The following is a 22,387-nucleotide window of genomic DNA, read 5'->3' as shown; positions in this document are numbered from 1 at the left end:
CGGGACGCGCGCTGGCGGGCAGCACAAGGAGGAACTAATACCCATCCTTCGACATCGGTGCGTCGTAGTATGCGGGCAGGGCGCGGGGTACCCAAACATGGTGCGAAGTCGTTAGCAAGGAGGCAGCGATGGGGCAGCAAGTACAGGTCACCGAGGAGCAAGCACGAGCCCTTGCCGAAGAATCCCGCGAAAGTGGTTGGGATAAACCGTCCTTCGCTAAGGAGTTGTTCCTTGGTCGGTTTCGGCTGGAACTCATCCACCCGTTTCCTAAGCCGTCCGATGTCGAAGAGGCGCGTACGGCCGCGTTTCTCGACCAGCTGCAGGAGTTTCTTGTCACCGTCGACGGTGGCGTCATCGAGCGCGATGCCCAGATTCCTGACGAATACGTGAAAGGCTTTGCCGAACTGGGTTGCTTCGGCATGAAAATACCGACGGAGTATGGCGGTCTGAACATGTCGCAAGTCGCCTATAACCGTGCTCTGATGATGGCGACCAGCGTTCATCCCAGTCTCGGTGCACTGTTATCGGCTCACCAGTCGATCGGAGTACCCGAACCACTCAAGCTTGCCGGGACCTCGCAACAGAAGCGGAAGTTCTTGCCGCGGTGTGCCGCCGGCGCCGTCTCGGCGTTTCTGCTCACCGAACCGGACGTGGGTTCCGATCCGGCGCGGTTGGCCTCGACGGCTACCCCGGTCGAGGATGGGCAAGCCTATGAACTCGAAGGTGTGAAGTTGTGGACCACCAATGGTGTGGTCGCCGAATTGCTGGTGGTCATGGCCCGGGTACCCCGCGGCGAAGGGCATCGAGGGGGAATCAGCGCCTTCGTGGTCGAGGCCGATTCGCCGGGGATCACCGTGGAGAGGCGCAACAAGTTCATGGGGCTACGGGGGATCGAAAACGGCGTGACCAGGCTCCATCGTGTTCGAGTCCCCGCCGAAAACTTAATCGGGCGAGAAGGCGACGGCCTGAAGATCGCGCTGACCACGCTCAACGCTGGGCGATTGGCGATACCTGCGATGGTGACCGGGCCGTCGAAATGGTCACTGAAGATCGCACGCGAATGGTCCGGCGAGCGCGTGCAATGGGGCAAGCCAGTTGGCAAACATGAAACGGTGGCCAGCAAGGTCGCATTCATCGCCGCCACCAATTACGCACTGGAAGCTGTGGTGGAGCTGTCTGGTCAGATGGCCGACGAAGGACGCAACGACATCCGGATCGAAGCGGCGTTAGCCAAGTTGTGGTCTAGCGAGATGGTCTGCCGTATCGCCGACGAGCTGATCCAAATCCGGGGTGGACGGGGCTACGAGACCGCGGAGTCTCTAGCGGCGCGCGGCGAGCGTGCGGTGCCAGCCGAGCAGATGCTGCGGGACTTGCGGATCAACCGCATCTTCGAAGGATCGAGCGAGATCATGCGGCTGCTTATCGCCCGGGAGGCGGTCGACGCCCATCTCAGTGCCGCAGGTGCCCTGGCGAAACGTAACGCCAAGTTACGAGAAAAGGCTGCGGCTGCGGTCGGCGCGAGCGAGTTCTACGCAAAATGGTTGCCACAACTGGTCTTTGGTGAAGGTCAACGGCCCACCGCGTATAATGGGTTCGGCCCGCTCGCCTCCCACCTGCGGTATGTCGAGCGCTCCGCGCGTAAGCTGGCCCGCAACACCTTCTACGGGATGGCGCGCTGGCAGGCCGGTCTGGAACACAGGCAGGGATTTCTTGGGCGCATCGTCGATATTGGTGCTGAGCTGTTCGCCATGTCGGCAGTCTGTGTGCGTGCTGAGGCTCAGCGTCTGGCAGATCCGACCGTCGGTCAACAGGCGTATGAGCTGGCTGAAACATTTTGCGAGCAAGCCACTATGCGAGCAGAGGCACTATTCCACGCGTTGTGGACCAACACCGACAGCAGCGATGTTCGATTGACAAACGCCGTGCTGCAGGGCCGCTACACCTGGCTGGAGAACGGGATGATCGATCAGTCGGAGGGCACCGGACCATGGATCGCGCACTGGGAGGCGGTCGCGTCGAGCGAGCCTAATCTGGCTCGACGGTTTCTGACGGTGTCACCCCCATAAATGCTTTCCTCGATCACATCAGCCACGGTGTGTATGAAACCTGCTGGGACTGTTTAGCATTGGGTCCGGTTCATCTCGTCCTGGAAGATGCGGTACTGCTCCGCGCGACCAGGCCGGCGTCGCACGATCAGCCAACCGGCCGCGAGGATCACGAACCACAGCGGGAACGCCGCTAAGGCCATCGCAGTCTCCCTGACGGTGCCCAGCGTCCAGAGCACGAATGCGAAAAAGGCAAGGACAGCCCAGCACATCGGCACGCCGCCGGGCATCTTGTAGCTCGACTCGGCATGGCGCTGTGGGTATCGGCGACGGTAGACGAGGTAGCTGACGATGATCATCGCCCACACGAATATAAACAACAACGACGAGATAGTCGTGATGAGCGTAAAGGCGCCGATCACCGAACCCCCGGCGTAGAGCAGTGGGATGCAAGTCAACAACAGCGGAGCTGTGAAAAGTAGGGCGACCGCCGGTACGCCGCCGCGGTTGAGTCGGCGGAACAGCGCCGGCGCATTGCCTTCGTCTGCAAGACCGAAAAGCATTCGGGCGGTGGAGAATATCCCAGAGTTTGCCGAGGAGGCGGCGGCGGTGATCACGACGAAGTTGACTATCGATGCTGCAGCGGCAAACCCTGCCAGCGAGAACATCGCCACGAACGGTGACTCGCCGCTCGCGAACCGCCGCCAAGGTACGACAGTGAGGATTGCCGACAGCGCACCGATGTAAAAGATCGTCACCCGCAACGGCACGGCATTGACCGCGCGAGGAAGGGTGCGGCGCGGGTTCGCTGTCTCGGCGGCGGCGGTACCGACCAGTTCCACTCCGATGTATGCGAAGAACGCGATCTGGAAACCGCTGACCACGCCCATGAACCCGGTAGCGAAGAACCCGCCGTCGTTCCAGAGATTTTCAACCGTCGCGTGCTCACCGTGCGGTGAAACAAAGTTCGTCGCCAGCAGGAACACACCGACGACGATGAGGCAGCCGATCGCGGCAAGCTTGATCAGCGCGAACCAGAATTCGGCCTCCCCGAAGTTGCGGACACTGAACAAGTTGAACATCAGGATCAGACCGACTGTGACCAGAACCGGTAGCCATGCGGGTAGGCCTGGCCACCAGAACCTCGAGTAGCCCGTGATCGCGACCAGGTCTGCGATACCGGTGACGATCCAGGCGAACCAGTACGACCACCCCATGAAAAAACCTGCCGCGGGACCCAAAAGATCGGACGTGAAGTCGACAAACGACTTGTAATTCAGGTTCGACAGCAACAGCTCGCCCATCGCGCGCAGCACGAAGAATACAAAGAACCCGATGATCCCGTACACCACCAGAACTGCCGGACCGGCGACGGAGATTGTTCGTCCTGAGCCCATGAAGAGGCCGGTGCCGATCGCGCCTCCGAATGCGATCAACTGAATATGACGGTTGGCAAGGCCCCGACGCAGGTGCGGCTGCGCCGCTACCGAGTGCTCAACGGCGACATCGTCCGACATGGGTGGTGTCCTCATCAGGTAGCGGCTCGCTTAGGTGCATCAATTGGACCACGACTCCCTGGACAGTTCGACGGTGCCTAAGCGGCGTTCGCTACGTTGTCGACATGGCTTCCTATGTTGCCGGGACAGGCGAATTCACCCGCGACACCAATTACCTCACCACCCGCATCACCGCCGACGGACGTGACGGCTATCCGGTAGCGCCCGGCCGGTACCGGCTCGTTGTTGCCCGCGCGTGCCCTTGGGCTAACCGCACGATTATTGTGCGGCGGCTACTGGGCCTGGAAGACGTTCTCTCCATTGGATTTTGCGGCCCAACTCATGATCAGCGCAGTTGGACGTTCGATCTCGATCCGGGCGGGATCGATCCGGTGCTGAAGATCCCGCGACTACAAGACGCCTACTTCAAGCGCTACCCCGACTACGCCAAAGGCATCACGGTCCCAGCGATCGTCGACATCCCCACCGGTGCGGTGGTCACCAACGATTTCGCGCAGATGACGTTGGATTTCTCCACGGAGTGGACCGCTTATCACCGCGACGGCGCACCGCAGCTATACCCTGATCGGCTGCGGGCCGAGATTGACGAGGTGAGCACACGGATCTACACCGAAATCAACAATGGGGTATACCGGTGTGGCTTTGCCGGCTCGCAACAGGCTTACGAAGCGGCCTACGATCGGCTGTTCACCGCTCTGGACTGGGTGAGCGATCGTCTGACCAGCCAGCGATACCTCGTGGGCGACAGCATCACAGAAGCCGACGTCCGGTTCTTTACCACCCTGGTCCGCTTCGACCCCGTCTATCACGGGCATTTCAAATGCAACAGGTGCAAACTCAGCGAGATGCCGGTGCTATGGGCCTACGCGCGGGATTTGTTCCAAACACCGGGTTTCGGCGATACCGTCGACTTCGTCCAAATCAAGCAGCACTACTACATTGTGCACGCCGATATCAACCCCACCGGTATCGTGCCCAAGGGCCCGGACTTGACTGGCTGGCTGACCCCACATGGCCGGGAAGCGTTGGGGGGAAGGCCTTTCGGCGATGGCCGGCCTCCCGGGCCCTAACCTGCGCCGAGATTGCCGTCAGGGCTGTGATTGGGCAGGCGAGCACGACCATGGCGGCAATCTCGGCGAAAAGGTCAGAACGTCAGCCGCACCGACCATTCCGCGTGCGGGACATCGTGCACTTCACCGGCGGGGTCGACCACCAACGTCAGCAACTGTACGACTATCCCGGTCAGCCGCCCGCGGTGCGGGTCGAGGGTGGGGATGGTCACCGCCAGGCGGGTATTCGGCCGATAGAGAGTGCTGGTGGTGTCGGTCGGGTCTTCATAGACGCGCAGCAGTCGCCAGGGCGCCCGACCAATCGCCTCGGGAACCGAAAGCTGCACCGGATCGTGTTCGTCTGCCGGCAACACGCCCTGCGCTTGCGGGGTCTGACAATCGTCGAGGTTGAGTACGTTGCAGTACAGGTATGGCCCCACGCGGGTCATATATCCGCGTGAGTAGGCGCTGATCTCAGGTCGTTGCGGTCCGGGCTCGCGCACCAGGAGCCACGTGCCGAACCCGGCCCCGGCGGCCAGCAGCATCACCACGGCCGCGAGCAGCACGGCTACCCGGCGCTGTACCGGGGGCTTCATTGGGGGCTCACCGCCGCGCCGCGGCGCGTGCTCTCCTGCTCGACCATCACCGGACGATTACCTCCGAGGCCTGGAATTAACGAATCACCGCGGAAGCTCACGACGGTTTGCGCCAGACCTAGGATCAGCAAAGCGCTGACCGCGGTGAATCCGACCCACAAATCGGTGTACACCATCACCCCCAGCGCTCCGCCCAGCACCCACGCCAGCTGCAGCGTCGACTCCGAACGGCCGAAACCCGATGCCCGTGACTCCTCGGGTAGATCGTGTTGCAATGAAGCGTCCAGCGAGGCCTTCGCAATCGCACTGGACCCCGATGTGATCAGGGTAGCGATGGCAGCCATCACTAGATTGCCGGCCACCGCCGCGGCGAGGGCTAACACGGTGACCGCGACTGTGCAGCGCACCACCAGCACCGCCGGCCTGCCCAGCTGCAGGCGTGCGCTGGTGAAGTTGCCAGCGAAGTTGCCGATTGCGGCCGCAGCGCCGATCAGACCCAGCATCCCCAGCTGAACCCAGCCGTTGGCTTGATGCGCCTTGGCGACAAACGCCGGATATAAGAATAGGAAGCCCACCATCACTTTGATGGTGCAATTTCCCCACAACGAGGTAATGATGTTGCGGCCCAACGGCTGTCGAAGTCTTCCGCCGACCTTCTTGACTTCCTCCGGCCAGCTCCGCCGCAGCGGTTCGCTATGCGAGTGATAGCTCAAAGTGGCTGGAACTTCACCCGCGGTCACCTCGACCCAGCGCGGAATCCGCATTGACAGTAAGGCGCCGGCGATCGTGATCGCGACGACGACGAACAACGCGCCAGGCAGCTTGAGCAGGTGGGCGCAGACGAACTCGACACCGGCCGCGATGGCGCCACCGGCGATGGTGCCGCCGAGCAGACCGAACACGGTTAGCCGGGAATTGACGCGGACCAGGTCAATGCTGGGCGGCATCACCCGTGGCGTTACAGCGCTGCGCAGCACGCTGAACGACTTCGACAACACCATCATGGCCAGCGCGCTCGGATAGAGCACCATTGACGGGTAGCTGCCGGTGGCGCCGTCGTAGTTCATGATCAGCAGCGCTGCCAATCCGGTGCGTAGCGCGAACGAGGTCGCCAGCGCGATGCGGCGGCCGTGCTGCAGCCGGTCCAGCGCCGGACCGATGAGCGGTGCGATCACCGCGAACGGTGCGATGGTGATCAGCAGGTACAGCGCGACTTTGGACTTGCTCTCCCCGCTGGCCGCGGCGAAGAACAACGTGTTGGCCAGTGCAACGGCCATGGCGGAGTCGACCGCGAAGTTCGCTACCACCGGCCACGTCAGCGCCGTCAGCCCGGATTTGTCAGCGCCGTCGGCGGTGGCGGCGCGCTGGACCATCCAGTACATCCGGTAGCCCATTTCGCGGCTTCGCTGCGCGGCGGCCCGAGTGACCGTGATCCGTTCACCAGGGTCCGCGCCGCGTGGTGGCGCGCTGTCGCGTTGGGGTTTCGGCTGCTGCTGGTCCAGGGGCGGGAGATAGCGGTTGGCGCTGGGCATCGGCCGCGGGCGGCGGGCTGGGTCTGATTGCCCGGCTCCTTGTTCGCGTCGTTCCGGCGCTCGCCGTCGTCGGGCTGGCTGAGAGTCAGAGCCGTCGGCCGGGTAGTTCGCCATGCCCGGATGCTGGTCGCGCGAGCCGGTGCGGGTCCGGCGGCCTGGGGTAGAGGCCAAACGGCCCGGATGATCACGCCGCCGTCCAGACACGAATCAATTCTGTCCTATGTCGACTCCATGCGTGTGCAGGCGGCCGGGTGTCGCTTGCCAACCGTGTCTTCCGGCAGAATTGCCAGATGTGTTGCAAAGAGGAGGCAGCGTGACCGGGCCCGTCGAGGATTCCACCGTCGCGACCGTGGCCGAGTGGCCCGAAGGATTGGCCGCGGTGCTCACGGGTGCGGTCGACGACGCCAAGGTGGCCATCGAGGAGCTCAGCGGTGCTGCGGCGGTCGGGGACTACCTTGGGGTCGGTTACGAAGATCCGAACGCCGCCACTCACCGGTTTTTGGCGCATCTGCCCGGCTACCAGGGATGGCAGTGGGCGGTCGTCGTCGCTGCCTATCCCGGTGCCGAGCACGCCACAGTCAGTGAAGTGGTGCTGGTGCCCGGGCCGACGGCGCTGCTCGCGCCGGAGTGGGTGCCGTGGGAGCAGCGGCTCAGACCGGGGGATTTGAGTCCAGGGGACCTGCTCGCGCCGGCATCGGAGGATCCACGGTTGGTTCCCGGTTACAGCGCCAGTGGTGACCCGCAGGTGGACGAGACCGCCGCCGAAATCGGGTTGGGTCGGCGCTGGGTAATGAGTGCCTGGGGCCGGTCGGCGGCGGCCGAGCGGTGGCATGACGGCGACTACGGTCCCGACTCGCCGATGGCGCGGTCCACCAAGCGTGTGTGCCGCGATTGCGGTTTCTTTCTGCCGCTGGCGGGATCGCTTGGCGCGATGTTCGGGGTATGCGGCAACGAAATGTCCGCCGACGGGCATATTGTCGACAAGTTGTACGGCTGCGGCGCTCATTCCGACACCCCGGCTCCGGTGGGCAGCGGCTCGCCCGTGTACGAGCCATACGACGACGGCGTCCTCGATATTTTGGAGCCGCCGACAGTGCAGCCGCCAGAGTCTACGGCGGACTCGCCGGACTAGCTTTTTCGGCTGGCGGCGGCTTTGGCGTCCGCCGGCTCGTGAATTGCCGACCTTGGCACGCTATTTCGGGTCGAGATAGGTTTCGAGTCCGGCTTGTGCGCCGCGTGCACCGCGGCGGGCAGCGGCAAGTTGCCACACGAAGATGCCGGTACCAAGCAATCCGACGACCAGCCCGGCCAGTGTCACCGGACGCCAACTCTGTAGGCCCGGTACCACGAACGCGGCGGCCACCGCGACCAGCCAGGCCAGCGCGCCGACCGTGATAACCGGCCACACCTCGAGCAGTATGGGCGGCAGCGGCGGCGGTTCGCGGCTTCCGTCAGGTTCGACAGACATCGTGCCTAATTTAGCTCGGCAACGAGTACGCAGCGCTGCGGCCTGAGCGAAAAGGATCGAAGTCCGCCGTTCGTCGTTTCTGATCCCGAATTCTCAGGTTCCGATGTAACCTCGCGCCATGCTTGACAGCGATGCGCGGCTGGCTAGCGACTTATCGTTGGCCGTCATGCGGCTGGCCCGCCAACTGCGGTTCCGCAACCCGCAATCGCCGGTGTCGCTGTCGCAGCTGTCTGCGCTGACGACGTTGGCCAATGAGGGCGCCATGACGCCCGGCGCCCTAGCGATCCGCGAACGGGTCCGGCCGCCGTCGATGACCCGGGTGATCGCATCATTGGCTGACATGGGGTTCGTGGACCGCGAGCCACACCCGGTCGACGGGCGGCAGGTGCTGGTCTCGGCATCGCAGTCGGGTGCCGAATTGGTCAAGGCAGCCCGGCGCGCCCGCCAGGAATGGCTGGCCGAGCGGCTGGCGACGCTGGATAGCGATAAACGTGACATTCTGCGTCGTGCCGCCGATCTGATTTTGGCATTGGTTGACGAAAGCCCGTGACCCTACGCTTTGGTGACGCTGACGGTCCGGATGGCCTCGATGTTCAAGACATCAACGATCCCGACGATCCGCGACTCGATGATTTCCGCGACCTGAACAGCATCGATCGTCGTCCTGATCTGCCGACCGGCAAAGGACTGGTGATCGCTGAGGGCGTGCTGGTTGTGCAACGCATGCTGGCGTCCCGATTCACTCCGTTGGCTTTGCTGGGTACCGACCGCAGATTGGTCGAGCTCAAGGATGATCTGGCCGGCGACGTTAAGGCGCCCTATTATCGAGCGTCCGCCGATGTCATGGCCCGGGTAGTCGGCTTTCACCTCAATCGTGGAGTGCTGGCCGCCGCGAGGCGGGTGCCCGAGCCAACTGTGGCGCAGCTGGTCGCCGACGCCCGGACGGTCGCAGTGCTTGAAGGTGTCAACGACCACGAGAATCTGGGTTCGATCTTTCGCAACGCGGCGGGGTTGGGCGTGGACGCGGTGGTGTTCGGCAGCGGCTGCGCCGATCCGCTATACCGACGAGCGGTCCGGGTGTCCATGGGTCACGCTTTGCTGGTGCCGTATGCCCGAGTAACCGACTGGCCCGCCGACCTCGTGGCGCTCAAAGAACGAGGCTTTCGTCTGTTGGCGCTGACTCCACACCGCGAAGCGTGCGCGCTGCCGGAGGCGATGACGGCGGTGCGCGGTGAACGGATTGCCGTGCTGGTGGGCGCCGAAGGCCCGGGACTGACGCCAGCCATTCTGCGGTTAAGCGATGTGCGGGTTCGCATCCCGATGTCGCGGGGCACTGACTCGCTGAACGTCGCGACGGCGGCGGCCATCGCCTTCTATGAGAGGGCTAGGCTCGGCAACGATGCACTCCGCGGCGCGGAGTGAGGTGGGGGTACCCCCAGCCGTGCAGCGGGTAGGGGGCGAGCCGAGCGGATCGGCTAGGCTCGGCGGATGAGCGACGGGCGCAGCGATCGCGACCAATCCCAGCCCTGGGCAACGGGTTTGACGGTGGCGGGGTTTGTTGCTGTGGTTATTGCTGCCGGGGTTGTGGTGCTCAGTCTCGGACTGATTCGGGTGCATCCGCTGTTGGCTGTCGGGCTCAACATCGTCGCGGCCGGCGGGCTGGCGCCGACGTTGTGGGGGTGGCGGCGCACCGCGGTCCTGCGCTGGTTTGTGCTGGGCGCGGGGATAGGTGTGACGGGGGCGTGGCTGACCCTGCTCGTGTTGACCGCATCGGGTCGGGCCTAACCGCTACCCGGCTGGTGACACCAGCAATCAGCGCTGCCCGCCTGAGCGCACCCCGAGCAGGACATCCTCCCATGCCGGAATGGCTGGCTTGCCTCGTCGGCTGCTCACCTGTTGGTCGTGCGGCTCGACGGTCGCCGGTGTCGCGGATTCGACGAAGTCGAGGTGTGCTACCGGCGCCAGTGGGCGCAACGGACGGTTGAAGTCCGGGTCAATGAGCTCACTGGCCGCATCATCGCTTGCGGTGACGGTTCCGCCATGAGCGCCGGGAGTGAAGCAGAAATGTGCGAGGTTGTCGGAACGGCCGGCCTGCCACGCGAGTTGCACCGTCCAGCGGCCGTCTTCATTGCGCCAGGCGTCCCAGCTCAGCTTGTCCGGCTCGAGGCCACGTGTCACCAACGCGGCGCTGACGGTCTCCAGGAGCGTCAGCACTGCTGGGCCGTCAGCGAGGACGGGGTGTGCGGCGGTTGCCAGCTCGGCGGCGCGTGAACGCTCCAGCAACACCGGGTGGGCGAACCGGCGGATTCGCGCGATGTCGGCCTCCCCGGATACCGCCGACCCCGATACCATGGCCACCTGCTCGACAGAGGCGCCAGCCCGGATCCGGGCCTGAATTTCTTTAGGGCTCAGCATGTTGGTGACTTGGATGTCGAGGTGCGGTTGGTCCAGCAACGCCGCGTCGCCGCGCATGGCCGCGCGTAGCCGGTCGTCGGCCGGCAGCTTGAACCGTTCACCAGGGATGTCACCTTCGCAGATGATGGTTTTGCCGTCGGGATCGAGCCCGACGACTTTGAGTTCCCGCATGGCCTCTCCTCGCAGACTCCGTGCAGGGTCAGCACCGGACCTGTTGCGCACTCTAGTGCAGCGAATGCTCGGAGCCGTGCTGACACGCTGGGGGATTGGGGGTCGATGAGCGCCGCGTTACAGGCGCTCGACTACCCAGTCAACGCACTCGGTAAGGGCGCTGACGTCATCGGGCTCGACCGCGGGGAACATCGCGACCCGCAACTGATTGCGGCCGAGTTTGCGGTACGGCTCAGTATCGACGATGCCGTTGGCTCGCAACGTTGCCGCCACGGCCGCGGCATCTACGTCGTCGGTGAAGTCGATCGTGCCCACCACCTGAGAACGCAGCCCAGGGTCGACGACGAACGGAGTGGTGTACGGCCGGTCTTCCGCCCATGCGTACAACCGCTGCGATGAGTCTGCCGTGCGCTTGACTGCCCACTCCAGCCCGCCGTTGCCCAGCAACCAGTCGAGCTGTTCGGCCAGCAGCGCCAGGGTGCCAATTGCCGGTGTGTTGTACGTCTGGTCTTTCAGGCTGTTCTCTACCGCGATCGGCAGCGACAGGAAGTCGGGAACCCAGCGACCGGACGCGGCGATGGACTCGACCCGGGCCAGCGCGGCTGGGCTCATGATGGCCAGCCAGAGGCCGCCGTCGCTGGCGAAGTTTTTCTGCGGCGCGAAGTAGTAGGCGTCGGTCTGGGCAATGTCGACGGGTAGCCCGCCGGCGCCAGAGGTCGCGTCGATGGCGACCAGCGCGTCACCCGAACCGGCTGGGCGGCGGACCGGGACCGCGACGCCGGTCGACGTCTCGTTGTGCGCCCACGCGATCACATCGACCGACGGATCGCCCGTTGGCTCGGGCGCGCTGCCCGGATCCGCTTTGATGACGATGGGGTCGCCGATGAACGGGTTTTTAGCGACGGCGGAGGCAAATTTCGAGCTGAACTCGCCGTACGTCAGGTGTAGCGAACGCTTGTCGATCAGCCCGAAGGCTGCGGCATCCCAGAACGCTGTCGCGCCGCCATTGCCCAGAATGACCTGGTAGCCGTCTGGCAAGCTGAACAGCTCAGCCAGCCCTGACCGAACCCGACCCACCAGATTCTTGACTGGTGCCTGCCGGTGTGAGGTGCCGAACAAGGCAGCTGCGGTGCTGGTCAGCGCCTGCAACTGTTCGGGTCGGACCTTTGATGGTCCCGACCCGAAGCGGCCATCGCGGGGTTTCAGCGCGGCGGGAATGTCAAGGAAAGGGGTGAGCTGGTCGGCCATGCCACCCAGGTTAGTGAGCTGATCCAGCACCGCGACAAAGCGGGCCATTGGCTGGACTCGCCGAAAGCTGGTTTAGCCACGAGCGACGACACTGCAGTGTGAAACAGGTCACATCACAGCGCAGGTTTCGGTGTCAGTCACAGCGCTGCGCGACGATCTGGAGAATTCCCGGTACCTGCGGTACTGTGTACATTACACGTCCAAATGTAAACCTCATCGAGGAGGCTTGATGGCCAGGACGCGAATGGTTCGGCGTTGGCGCAACAACATGGAGGTGCGCGACGACGCCGACTATGTGGGTATGCTCGCCACATTGTCCGAGGGGTCGGTGCGGCGAAACTTCAACCCGTACACCGATATCGATTGGGAGTCAACGGAGTTCGCGGTAACGAACAACGATCCGCGGTGGATCCTGCCGGCCACCGACCCGCTAGGTCGCCATCCCTGGTATCTGGCGCAGCCGGAACACCGCAAGATTGAGATCGGGATGTGGCGCCAGGCCAACGTGGCCAAGGTTGGGCTGCACTTCGAATCCATCCTGGTCCGCGGTCTGATGAACTACACGTTCTGGGTGCCGAACGGGTCACCGGAGTATCGGTATTGCTTGCATGAATGTGTTGAAGAGTGCAACCACACCATGATGTTCCAGGAGATGGTTAACCGCGTCGGCGCGGACGTGCCGGGAATGCCGCGCGGACTGCGTTGGCTTTCGCCGTTGGTGCCATTGATTGCCGGGCCGTTGCCGGTGGCGTTTTTCATCGGTGTGCTCGCCGGCGAGGAACCCATCGACCACACGCAAAAGAACGTGCTGCGCGAAGGCAAGTCGCTGCATCCGATCATGGAGCGGGTGATGGCCATTCACGTAGCCGAGGAGGCGCGACACATCTCCTTCGCCCATGAGTTCCTACGTAAGCGGTTGCCGCACTTGACCAAGCGGCAGCGCTTCTGGGTCTCGCTGTACTACCCACTAACGATGCGGATGTTGTGTAACGCAATCGTGGTTCCGCCCAAGGCATTCTGGCAGGAGTTCGACATTCCGCGTGAGGTCAAGAAGGAGTTGTTCTTCCGATCGCCGGAGTCGCGAAAGTGGTTGCGTGACATGTTCGCCGACGTCCGGATGCTGGCCTACGACACCAGGCTGATGGAGACGCGCTCTGCGCGGCTGATGTGGCGGATATGCAAGATCGACGGCAAGCCGTCGCGCTACCGCAGCGAGCCGCAGCGTCAGCACCTGGCGACGACACCTGCCGCGTAGGCTTTAGGGTTTCTATGCCGCACATCATCACCCAGTCGTGCTGCAACGACGGGTCTTGTGTCTTTGCCTGCCCGGTGAATTGTATTCATCCAACACCGGACGAGCCCGGGTTCGCCACCTCGGAGATGCTCTATATCGACCCGGTGGCCTGCGTGGATTGTGGCGCCTGTGTGAGCGCCTGTCCGGTTGGCGCGATCGCGCCCGACACCCGGTTGGAGTCCAAACAGCTGCCGTTTGTCGAGATCAATGCGTCGTATTACCCGACGCGGCCCGCCGACCTGAAGCTTCCGCCGACGTCGAAGCTGGCTCCGGTCATCCCGGCCGCCCAGGTGCATGTCCGTCGTCGGCCGTTGACCGTGGCCATTGTCGGGTCCGGACCGGCGGCAATGTATGCCGCCGATGAGCTGCTTACCCAACCTGGGGTGTGGGTCAACGTGTTCGAGAAGCTGCCTACCCCTTACGGTTTGGTGCGCGCCGGGGTGGCACCCGATCACCACAACACGAAGAGGGTGACCGAGCTCTTCGACCGGGTCACCGATCATCGCCGTTTCCGGTTTTTTCTCAACGTCGAAATCGGCAGGCACTTGAGCCACGCCGAATTGTTGGCCCATCACCACGCCGTACTGTACGCGGTCGGTGCGCCCGACGACCGTCGTCTGGACATCGACGGGATGGGTATCCCGGGTACTGCAACCGCTACCGAGCTAGTCGCCTGGATCAACGGGCATCCCGACTTTGCTGATCTGCCAGTCGATCTCAGCCACGAACGCGTTGTAGTCGTCGGCAACGGCAATGTCGCCCTCGATGTGGCACGGCTGCTTACCGCCGATCCGGACGACTTGGCCCGCACTGACATTTCCGAGCGTGCACTGCATGTGTTCCGCGGCTCCGCGGTCCGCGAGGTGGTGATCGCCGCCCGGCGCGGGCCCGCGCACTCGGCGTTCACCCTGCCCGAGCTGATCGGGCTGACGGTCACCTCTGAGGTGGTGCTCGACGCCGGCGACCGCAAGCTGGTGGCAGGTGATTTCGCGACCGCCTCAGACAGCTTCACCAGAAAGAAGCTGGAGATCTTGAGCGGCCTTGGCGATAGTTCGACGCCGACTTCGCGGCGGCGAATCCGGCTGGCCTATCAGCTCACGCCCAAGCGAGTGCTGGGCAGGCAGCGGGCTACCGGCGTCGAATTCTCGGTCACCGGCACCGACGAGTCATGTCAGCTCGACGCGGGCCTGGTGCTGACATCGATTGGCTACCGTGGCAAGCGGATTCGCGATCTTCCATTTGCCGAGGCAGCGGCCGTAATCCCGAATGACGGCGGCCGTGTCGTCGACCCGAGCAGCGGCCGGCCGATGCCCGGCGCATACGTGGCGGGCTGGATCAAACGTGGGCCAACCGGCTTCATCGGCACCAACAAGTCGTGCTCGGTTCAAACCGTTCAGGCAGTGGTCGCTGACTTCAACGCCGGCCGGCTGACCGACCCGGTGGCCGAGCCCGCGGCGCTGGCCAAGCTGGTGCACGCTCGCCAACCCGATGCCGTCGACTCCGCGGGATGGCGGGCCATCGACGCCGCCGAGATCGCGCAGGGCAATGCCCAGGGCCGGCCACGCCGCAAGTTCACCGATGTCGCCGAGATGCTGGCGGCCGCAGCCAGCGCGCAGCCGGCACCGCCGCGGCGGCGCCGGCTGGTGGCCCGGCTGCGTGCCCTGTCGTAGTCGGGCGCGAACTAACTGTTTGCCTGCCCAGACATCGCCGCTGCGATCTCATCCATGCTGACCTCGCGGACCGGCTGTCCCAGCGACCAGCGATGGCCGAACGGATCGGCGACCACACCGTAACGATCACCCCAGAACTGGTCCGCCAGCGGCATCACCACGGTGGCACCGGCGTCCAGCGCCCGCTGGAATTTGGTGTCTACATCGGTGACCGTCAGGTGAATCGTGACCGGTGTTCCGCCCAGTGACGTCGGAGTCATCGACTTGCCGCCACACGTTTCCGGGAAGTCGTCATTGAGCAGCACCGTGAAGCCATTGATGCGCACGGCGGCGTGGATCAGCTTGCCGTCGGGACCGGGCACGCGCCCAAGTTCGACACCGTCAAAAGCCTTGACGTAGAAATCGATCGCCCCGGCGGCGTCGTTGACCACCAGATGTGGGGACAATGCGGGTTCGACGTTGATGGCCATGATGTCTCCTCCAAATCTTGTCTGGCCCGGGTTGGGCTCCTGGGTATTGACCCCGGCCGCGATGCAGAATCATCGCGCCCACTGCCATTCAACCGCGGGGCACCGACAGGTTTTGGCGCCAGTGTGGGGCCTATGTACGTCAACCGCCGCGGATTCGTCCATAAGCCCCACGCTCGGCGGATCACTACGCCGTGGAGAGAATCTGGTCCCAGCCAGCCACGGACTCTGGGCTACGTGCTGGGGGTCCCACATAGAGGGCCGACGGGCGGACGAGCTTGCCGAGTCGTTTCTGCTCGAGAATGTGGGCGCACCAGCCCGCGGTCCGACCGCAGGTGAACATCGCCGGCATCATATTGGCCGGCACCCGGGCGAAGTCCAGGATCACAGCGGCCCAGAATTCGACGTTGGTCTCGATGGCTCGATCCGGACGGCGCTCCCGTAGTTCCGCCAGCGCGGCCTGCTCCAGCGCGACCGCGACCTCGTGGCGCGGTACCCCCAACCGTTCGCAGGTGGCCCGCAGTACCCGCGCCCGGGGATCCTCCGCGCGGTAGACCCGGTGCCCGAACCCCATCAGCTTTTCGCCGCGGTCCAGGATCCCCTTGACCAGGCCACGTGCGTCGCCGTTGCGCTCGACCTCTTCAAGCATTGGCAGCACCCGAGCGGGCGCCCCACCGTGCAGCGGTCCACTCATCGCACCGATCGCTCCGGACAGCGCTGCCGCCACGTCCGCGCCGGTCGAGGCGATGACCCGCGCGGTGAACGTCGACGCGTTCATGCCATGCTCGGCGGCCGACACCCAATAGGCGTCGATGGCATCGATATGTTTGGGGTCAGGATCGCCCTGCCAGCGAGTCATGAAACGTGCTGTGACCGTTGGGCATTCATCGATTGTTCGCTGCGGGATCGCTGGCTGATAGATGCCGCGTGCGGACTGCGCGACATAGGACAGCGCCATCACCGACGCCCGAGACAGCTGCTCCCGGGCGGTGGCGTCGTCGATGTCCAATAGCGGCTTGTATCCCCAGATGGGCGCCAGCATCGCCAGGCCTGCCTGGACGTCGACACGCACATCGCCGGTGTGGATCGGCAGCGGGAATGGCTCCGCCGGGGGCAGGCCGCTACCGAATTTGCCGTCGACCAGCAACGCCCACACGTCACCGAACGTGACCCGGTGGTGCACCAGATCCTCGATGTCAACACCGCGGTAGCGCAGCGCGCCACCATCTTTATCCGGCTCGGCGATCTCGGTGGTAAAGGCCACCACGCCGCTCAGGCCAGGGACAAAGTCTTCTGGGACCACAGTCATGGGGAAAATTCTCCCACCTGGCCCGGGCCGATGCTACCGGTCGGTAACACGCCCAGGGTCGCGCTGGCGCGATGGCAGGGCCGGATGACCAGCACCTGTCGAGCAACCTCCGGGTCGACGCTATCGGCTGCTATCACCCCGCGGGTAGCGTTGGCGCGATGGCAGGACCAGATGACCAGCACCCAGTGGTGATCGCAAGCGCGGCGGAGCCGGGCGCAGCGGGTCACCACTCATCGCACCCAGTGGTGATCGCAAGCGCGGCGGAGCCGGGCGCAGCGGGTCACCACTCATCCAACCTGTCGGGGATGCGGGTGGAGTACGGCTCCGTCGAGAAGGACGGCAGCCCCGATCTCGACACGGACTGGCTAGATGACGGTTGGCTTGCGCTGTTCTGCAAGTGGATTGACGACGCGCAGCGCGCCGGAGTTGCCGAGCCCAACGCCATGGTGCTGGCAACCGTCGCAACCGGCAGGCCGGTGAGCCGATCGGTGTTGTGCAAGAGCGCGGATGAGGCAGGAATCACTTTCTTCACCAGCTATGACTCTGATAAGGGCGACGAGCTGGCGGCGACGCCGTATGCTTCGGTGACTTTCCCGTGGTATCAGCTGGGGCGGCAGGTGCATATTCGCGGCCCGGTGAGCAAGGTCGACCCGCAGGTTAGTGAGGACTACTGGTCCAAACGGCCGCGCGGCTCGCAACTGGGGGCATGGGCGTCGCACCAGTCGCGACCGATCGCCTCGCGGACGGCGCTGCTCGATCAGCTGGCAGAGGTGACCGCGCGCTTTGCCGACTTAGAGTGCGTCCCGATGCCGCCGAATTGGGGCGGATACCTCATCGCGCCCGAGGTGGTGGAGTTCTGGCAGGGCCGGGAAAACCGGGTGCACAACCGGATTCGAGTGATCGGCGGGTGTATCGAGCGTCTGCAGCCCTAACCCGGTGAGGATGTGCTACCGGGCGTTGAGAGCCAGCTCACGCCTCGACGGATCGGGGCTAACCTGATGGACCGCCGTGAGATTCTTAGACCCGACCCCGGGCAGGCGCTCGGTTGAGGTAACGACTACCTTCACAGCTATACCAACAGGAATATTAGCCAGAGCGCAAAGGGGTTCTCGTGGCCGACACCGACGACACCGCCACCCTGAAGTACCCGGGAGGCGAGATCGACCTACAGATCGTCCGCGCCACCGAAGGTAATGACGGCATCGCGATCGGCCCGGTGTTGGCCAAGACCGGGTACACCACGTTTGATGTCGGCTACGGCAACACCGCGTCCACCAAGAGCTCCATCACCTACATCGACGGAGACGCCGGTATCCTGCGCTACCGCGGCTACCCGATCGAGCAGCTCGCTGAGAAGTCGACCTTCCTCGAGGTCAGCTACCTGCTGATCTACGGTGACTTGCCGAGCACCGATCAGCTCGCTGAATTCACCCACCGGATCCAGCGCCACACCATGCTGCACGAGGACCTCAAACGGTTCTACGACGGCTTCCCGCGCAACGCGCACCCGATGCCGGTGCTGTCCAGCGTGGTCAACGCATTGAGCGCCTACTATCAGGATGCGCTGGACCCGATGGACAACGGTCAAGTAGAGCTATCGACGATCCGACTCTTGGCCAAGCTGCCCACCATCGCTGCCTATGCCTATAAGAAGTCGGTCGGCCAGCCGTTCCTTTACCCGGACAACGCGTTTTCGCTGGTGGAGAACTTCCTGCGAATGACGTTTGGTTTGCCGGCTGAGCCCTATGAACCTGATCCTGAGGTGGTACGGGCCCTGGACATGCTGTTCATCCTGCATGCCGACCACGAGCAGAACTGTTCGACGTCAACCGTGCGCCTGGTGGGCTCGTCGCGAGCCAACCTGTTCACCTCGATTTCGGGCGGCATCAACGCGCTGTGGGGACCGCTGCACGGCGGCGCCAACCAGGCGGTGCTCGAGATGCTCGAAGGTATCCGCGAGAGTGGCGACGACGTCGGTGAATTCGTCCGAAAAGTCAAGAACCGCCAAGCCGGTGTGAAATTGATGGGCTTCGGTCACCGCGTCTACAAGAACTACGATCCGCGGGCCCGCATCGTCAAGGAACAGGCCGACAAGATCCTGGCCAAGCTTGGTGGCGACGACGATTTGCTGAACATCGCCAAGGGGCTCGAGGAGGCGGCGCTGACCGACGACTATTTCATCGAGCGCAAGCTGTACCCGAACGTCGACTTCTACACCGGCCTGATCTACCGGGCCCTCGGCTTCCCGACCCGGATGTTCACCGTGTTGTTTGCGTTGGGTCGGCTGCCCGGCTGGATTGCGCACTGGCGTGAGATGCACGACGAGGGCGACAGCAAGATCGGCCGTCCGCGCCAGATCTACACCGGCTACACAGAGCGCGACTACACCGCCATTGAAGCGAGATAGCTATGGCGGTCACTGTTGTTGGGTGAACTGCAGGGTTTCTCGTGTAGTGGCTGTGTGACACCGTCGCTGGTGCGTAGTAATAGATAACGCTTTTTGCTCGCCTTTGTCTGAACCGAGTGTGAATCTCGCGACGGTCGCCCGGTGTGTCGCGTCGCCAGATTCACAGTCGGCGCGGGTCACAGGGTGAGCCGCTCACCCATTACTAAGCAATGTCAGGAGCACCCCGGGCGCAGCTGTCGATCTTTGGGGAGCGTGGCGAGCTGGCGCCGATTTCGCGAAGGCCCCTAGCCCCGTTGCGTTAGAGGCTACGGATTTGCCAGCACGATGGGGATTCGCGATGAATTCCAGTGGAGCATAGCTATTTTCAATGGCGAATGGTAACCAGCGCCAGAAGTGTATCCGTACTGCTAGGTTTTCATGGTGGCCAGCACTGCCATGGCGGCGTTGTGGCCGCCGATGCCCGAAACCGCCCCGCCGCGGCGGGCGCCCGAGCCGCACAGCATGATTCGCGCGTGGGCCGTAGCGACTCCCCATTGCCGTGCCGGGGTGTCCAGCGGGTCGTCGTCTTCGGCGAACGGCCAGCTCAACGCGCCGTGGAAGATATTGCCTCCAGTCATCTGCAGTGTGCGTTGCAAATCCAGGGTGGTCGTTGTCTCGATGCACGGTCGGCCGCGTGCGTCGGTCATCAGCACCTCCTGAATCGGTTCGCCAAGAACGGAATTCAGCGACGCCAGGACCAACTCGGTCAGTTGGTGGCGTAAGCCGTCTGGGTCTTGGTGGCCGAACATCGAGTGCGGTGTGTGCAAGCCGAACACCGTCATTGTGTGCGCCCCCGAGTCGCGCAAACCAGCCGACAGGATGCTCGGGTCGGTCAGCGAATGGCAGTAGGCCTCGCATGGCAGTGGATCCGGTAGCTGCCCGTCAGCCGCACGCGAATATGCCGTATCCAGTTGACTCCACATTTCGTTGACATGGAACGTCCCGGCAAACGCCTGCTCCGGTGTGACGCTGTCGTCGCGCAAGCGAGGCAGTCGGCGCAGCACCATGTTTACCTTGACCTGCGTGCCTTGGGCCAGTGGCGGCGGCGGTTCGCCTAGCAGGTTGGCCAGGACCGCCGGTGTGACGCCGGCCAGAATGAACCGGCCACGGACTAGGTGCTCTTCATCGTCGGTGCGGTAGTGCACGCTGCCGTCCGGGTTCACAGCGTAAACATCTGCGCCGGTGGTTATTTCGGCTCCATGGCCGATCGCGGCCGTGGCCAGTGCCGCGGTCACTGAGCCCATCCCGCCGATGGGGACGTTCCAATCCCCGCCAAGCACGTGGTACAGGAAGCAGATGTTCTGCCCCAATGATTGGTCGTCAATGCGAGCGAAGGTTCCGATCAGCGCGTCGGTGGCGATCACCCCGCGGACCAGGTCGTTGCCCACCGCGTCGGCGATGGCGTGCCCGATCGGTGTATCGATCATTGCCCGCCACGCGGCCGCTGCATCGGGTCCACCGGCTGCCGCAACGTGCTGGCGAGCCTGTTTGCGGGTGCGCAGGGGTTCGAGCAGCGTCGGCCCCAGCCGATCGGTCACCAGTCGGCAGCGCCGGTAGAACTCGGCGAATCCGCGCTCATCGCCGGCCGCGCCGATCGCGGCGAATGTGCTGGCGGTATGCCCGATCAGCAAGCCAGAACGCCCCGCCGTAGCCGGCTGCGGTGTATACGACGAATACCGTCGCTGGGCCAAGCGCACCGGGACACCCAGCTCGTCGACGATGCGTGACGGCAGCAAGCTGACCAAGTATGAGTAGCGTGACACTTGGACCTCGACACCGTCGAAAGCCTGCGTCGACACCGCGGCCCCGCCAAGCTGCCCCAGCCGTTCCAGCAACTGCACCTGCAGGCCCGCCCGGGCTAAGTAGGCTGCCGCGACGAGGCCGTTGTGGCCGCCGCCAACGACGATGACATCGAAGTCCGTCGTGTCGAGGTCCCGCGCGTTGGTCATCCTGGGCGTGTTTCTAGCACCGTCACCCCGCGCGGGTCACCGCCAGTTTCGCTAAGTGCTCGACGTTGCGCAGTCGGTTTCCTCCCTTCGCCCATCGCTATAGTGTGCCCGATCTGGGCAGTGTCCTGGTGTCGACTCGGTAGGCTGCATATCGCCTGCAGCGTGGACGAGCCGCGCCAAACGATCAGAGGGGAGGGCGATGGTGGGTGATAAGGGAAGTGTCGACACAACGGCCGCCATCACCGACCCCCGGCAAGCTGCACGATTCGATCGACGCTCGCCCGGCCTTCCGTGGTTGATCGGTGTGGTAGTTATTCCGTTGCTGATCGCGGCAATCGGTTACGGCGCGTTCGATCGGCCCCCGCCCGTCAATGGGCCAACCGGCACGCTGCCGTCACTTACGCCGTCGAACAGTTCTGGCGCTTCCAAGTTCTCCTTGGCGCCGCTTTCAATTAGCCGCAATGCCAACAATATTACGCTCAGCGGCGAGTTTCCCGACGACTCCGCCAAAGCGGCGCTGATGGATGCGCTCAAGGGCTCCCTCGCCCCAGGTGTCAACGTCGTTGACCAAATCCAGATCAACCCCAATGTTGACGCGCTCGATTTCTCAAATGCGGGGCTGCTTTTCAAGCTGAGCGCGTCGATGATCGATTTCAGCCTCACGGTCAATGGTGACACTGTGACCTTGGCGGGAACAGCAGTATCGATGGACCAGAAAAATACCCTCGATCGTGCCGCAGTGCACACCTGGTCCGGTCTGAATATCGTTGACAACATTCAGGTTAAGGGGCAGATTCCGCCGCCTGGAGCTCCCGGCCCCGTTCCGCCTGGAGCCCTTCCGGCTGATCCGTGTGCCGATTTGCAGTCGGCCATTAACGCCGCGACGGGTGGGCCGATTACCTTCGGGAACGACGCATTTAGCTTGACCCCGGCTGACGGCCAGATCCTGACTCAGGTTGCCGACAAGCTCAAGGCATGCCCAAAAGCGCATGCGACGCTCAATGGTTACACCGATAATTCAGGCTCCGAGGGCATCAATATTCCGTTGAGCGCCCAGTGGGCCGGTACAGTCGCCGACTTCCTGGTTGCCCATGGCGTTGCCCGCGATCGCCTCGCCGTGAAAGGTATGGGTTCGGTCAACCCGATCGCCAGCAACGACACGCCCGATGGCCGCGCTAAGAATCGCCGCGTCGAAATCGTGGTCAGCTAAG

General features: G+C 63.9%; 20 protein-coding genes. 11 read left to right on the top strand and 9 right to left on the bottom strand.

Going from position 1 to position 22,387, the window contains the following annotated elements; translation table 11 throughout:
* Nucleotides 1–128 precede the first annotated feature (128 nt).
* Nucleotides 129–2,066 (top strand): acyl-CoA dehydrogenase family protein, encoded by a 1,938-nt coding sequence (locus B586_RS16380; RefSeq protein WP_054879393.1) that lies wholly within the window; start codon nucleotides 129–131, stop codon nucleotides 2,064–2,066.
* A 53-nt stretch (nucleotides 2,067–2,119) separates the two neighbouring features.
* Here the strand turns inward: B586_RS16380 and B586_RS16375 are convergent, their stop codons facing one another.
* The gene (locus B586_RS16375; RefSeq protein WP_054879394.1) at nucleotides 2,120–3,562 is read right to left on the bottom strand and encodes an amino acid permease; all 1,443 of its coding nucleotides are present in this window, start codon (nucleotides 3,560–3,562) and stop codon (nucleotides 2,120–2,122) included.
* A gap of 104 nt (nucleotides 3,563–3,666) precedes the next feature.
* On the opposite strand from B586_RS16375, the gene B586_RS16370 reads away from it, so the two are divergent.
* Complete coding sequence (locus B586_RS16370; RefSeq protein ID WP_047314249.1) at nucleotides 3,667–4,632, top strand: glutathione S-transferase family protein; 966 nt, start codon at nucleotides 3,667–3,669, stop codon at nucleotides 4,630–4,632.
* Nucleotides 4,633–4,706: 74 nt separating this feature from the next.
* Here the strand turns inward: B586_RS16370 and B586_RS16365 are convergent, their stop codons facing one another.
* Together B586_RS16365 and B586_RS16360 are read right to left on the bottom strand one after the other, a co-directional pair.
* Nucleotides 4,707–5,207 (bottom strand): DUF2771 domain-containing protein, encoded by a 501-nt coding sequence (locus B586_RS16365; protein WP_047314250.1) that lies wholly within the window; start codon nucleotides 5,205–5,207, stop codon nucleotides 4,707–4,709.
* Complete coding sequence (locus B586_RS16360) at nucleotides 5,204–6,910, bottom strand: MFS transporter (RefSeq protein ID WP_156406907.1); 1,707 nt, start codon at nucleotides 6,908–6,910, stop codon at nucleotides 5,204–5,206. Before B586_RS16360 ends, B586_RS16365 begins: the two co-directional genes overlap by 4 nt.
* A 142-nt stretch (nucleotides 6,911–7,052) precedes the next feature.
* On the opposite strand from B586_RS16360, the gene B586_RS16355 reads away from it, so the two are divergent.
* On the top strand, nucleotides 7,053–7,871 hold the full coding sequence (locus B586_RS16355; RefSeq protein WP_054879396.1) for a DUF3027 domain-containing protein: 819 nt from the start codon (nucleotides 7,053–7,055) through the stop codon (nucleotides 7,869–7,871).
* 60 nt (nucleotides 7,872–7,931) lie between these two features.
* Here the strand turns inward: B586_RS16355 and B586_RS16350 are convergent, their stop codons facing one another.
* The gene (locus B586_RS16350; protein WP_054879397.1) at nucleotides 7,932–8,207 is read right to left on the bottom strand and encodes a DUF2530 domain-containing protein; all 276 of its coding nucleotides are present in this window, start codon (nucleotides 8,205–8,207) and stop codon (nucleotides 7,932–7,934) included.
* 118 nt (nucleotides 8,208–8,325) lie between these two features.
* Between B586_RS16350 and B586_RS16345 the strand changes: the two genes are divergently transcribed.
* The 3 genes from B586_RS16345 (at nucleotide 8,326) to B586_RS16335 (ending at nucleotide 9,992) form a co-directional block, all read left to right on the top strand.
* Nucleotides 8,326–8,757: an Rv0880 family HTH-type transcriptional regulator gene (locus tag B586_RS16345; protein WP_054879398.1), complete on the top strand. Its 432-nt coding sequence runs from the start codon at nucleotides 8,326–8,328 to the stop codon at nucleotides 8,755–8,757.
* Nucleotides 8,754–9,629 carry a TrmH family RNA methyltransferase gene (locus B586_RS16340; protein ID WP_054879399.1) on the top strand — a complete coding sequence of 292 codons (876 nt, stop codon included), beginning with the start codon at nucleotides 8,754–8,756 and terminating at the stop codon, nucleotides 9,627–9,629. The genes B586_RS16345 and B586_RS16340 overlap by 4 nt, the downstream gene beginning before the upstream one ends.
* Before the next feature lie 66 nt (nucleotides 9,630–9,695).
* Nucleotides 9,696–9,992, top strand: coding sequence for a DUF2537 domain-containing protein (locus B586_RS16335; RefSeq protein WP_047314255.1), 297 nt, complete (start codon nucleotides 9,696–9,698; stop codon nucleotides 9,990–9,992).
* A 27-nt stretch (nucleotides 9,993–10,019) separates the two neighbouring features.
* On the opposite strand, the gene sepH is transcribed toward B586_RS16335, so the two are convergent.
* Nucleotides 10,020–10,793 (bottom strand): septation protein SepH, encoded by a 774-nt coding sequence (gene sepH, locus B586_RS16330; protein ID WP_054879400.1) that lies wholly within the window; start codon nucleotides 10,791–10,793, stop codon nucleotides 10,020–10,022.
* Nucleotides 10,794–10,910: 117 nt separating this feature from the next.
* Complete coding sequence (gene serC, locus B586_RS16325; protein ID WP_047314388.1) at nucleotides 10,911–12,041, bottom strand: phosphoserine transaminase; 1,131 nt, start codon at nucleotides 12,039–12,041, stop codon at nucleotides 10,911–10,913.
* A gap of 229 nt (nucleotides 12,042–12,270) precedes the next feature.
* Between serC and B586_RS16320 the strand changes: the two genes are divergently transcribed.
* Nucleotides 12,271–13,296: an AurF N-oxygenase family protein gene (locus B586_RS16320; RefSeq protein ID WP_047314257.1), complete on the top strand. Its 1,026-nt coding sequence runs from the start codon at nucleotides 12,271–12,273 to the stop codon at nucleotides 13,294–13,296.
* Nucleotides 13,297–13,310: 14 nt separating this feature from the next.
* Nucleotides 13,311–15,005 (top strand): FAD-dependent oxidoreductase, encoded by a 1,695-nt coding sequence (locus B586_RS16315; protein ID WP_054879401.1) that lies wholly within the window; start codon nucleotides 13,311–13,313, stop codon nucleotides 15,003–15,005.
* Nucleotides 15,006–15,016: 11 nt separating this feature from the next.
* On the opposite strand, the gene B586_RS16310 is transcribed toward B586_RS16315, so the two are convergent.
* Nucleotides 15,017–15,475, bottom strand: coding sequence for a VOC family protein (locus B586_RS16310; RefSeq protein WP_047314259.1), 459 nt, complete (start codon nucleotides 15,473–15,475; stop codon nucleotides 15,017–15,019).
* A 184-nt stretch (nucleotides 15,476–15,659) separates the two neighbouring features.
* Nucleotides 15,660–16,781 (bottom strand): citrate synthase 2, encoded by a 1,122-nt coding sequence (locus B586_RS16305; protein ID WP_054879402.1) that lies wholly within the window; start codon nucleotides 16,779–16,781, stop codon nucleotides 15,660–15,662.
* Between the two features lie 305 nt (nucleotides 16,782–17,086).
* On the opposite strand from B586_RS16305, the gene pdxH reads away from it, so the two are divergent.
* Nucleotides 17,087–17,713, top strand: a complete 627-nt coding sequence (pdxH, locus tag B586_RS16300) for a pyridoxamine 5'-phosphate oxidase (RefSeq protein WP_047314389.1) — start codon at nucleotides 17,087–17,089, stop codon at nucleotides 17,711–17,713.
* Nucleotides 17,714–17,892: 179 nt separating this feature from the next.
* A complete protein-coding gene (locus B586_RS16295) occupies nucleotides 17,893–19,188 on the top strand; it encodes a citrate synthase (protein ID WP_047314261.1) in 1,296 nt (431 codons plus the stop codon).
* 407 nt (nucleotides 19,189–19,595) lie between these two features.
* On the opposite strand, the gene B586_RS16290 is transcribed toward B586_RS16295, so the two are convergent.
* Nucleotides 19,596–21,176, bottom strand: coding sequence for a phytoene desaturase family protein (locus B586_RS16290; RefSeq protein WP_054879403.1), 1,581 nt, complete (start codon nucleotides 21,174–21,176; stop codon nucleotides 19,596–19,598).
* Between the two features lie 202 nt (nucleotides 21,177–21,378).
* On the opposite strand from B586_RS16290, the gene arfA reads away from it, so the two are divergent.
* Entirely contained in the window at nucleotides 21,379–22,386 is a 1,008-nt protein-coding gene (gene arfA, locus B586_RS16285; RefSeq protein WP_418001141.1) for a channel-forming protein ArfA/OmpATb, read from the top strand.
* Nucleotide 22,387 lies beyond the last annotated feature (1 nt).

This window comes from Mycobacterium haemophilum DSM 44634, assembly GCF_000340435.2.
In the GTDB taxonomy this organism is placed as follows: domain Bacteria; phylum Actinomycetota; class Actinomycetes; order Mycobacteriales; family Mycobacteriaceae; genus Mycobacterium; species Mycobacterium haemophilum.
Note: the sequence above shows the minus strand (reverse complement) of the source record. Positions and strands in the feature narration are given on the sequence as shown.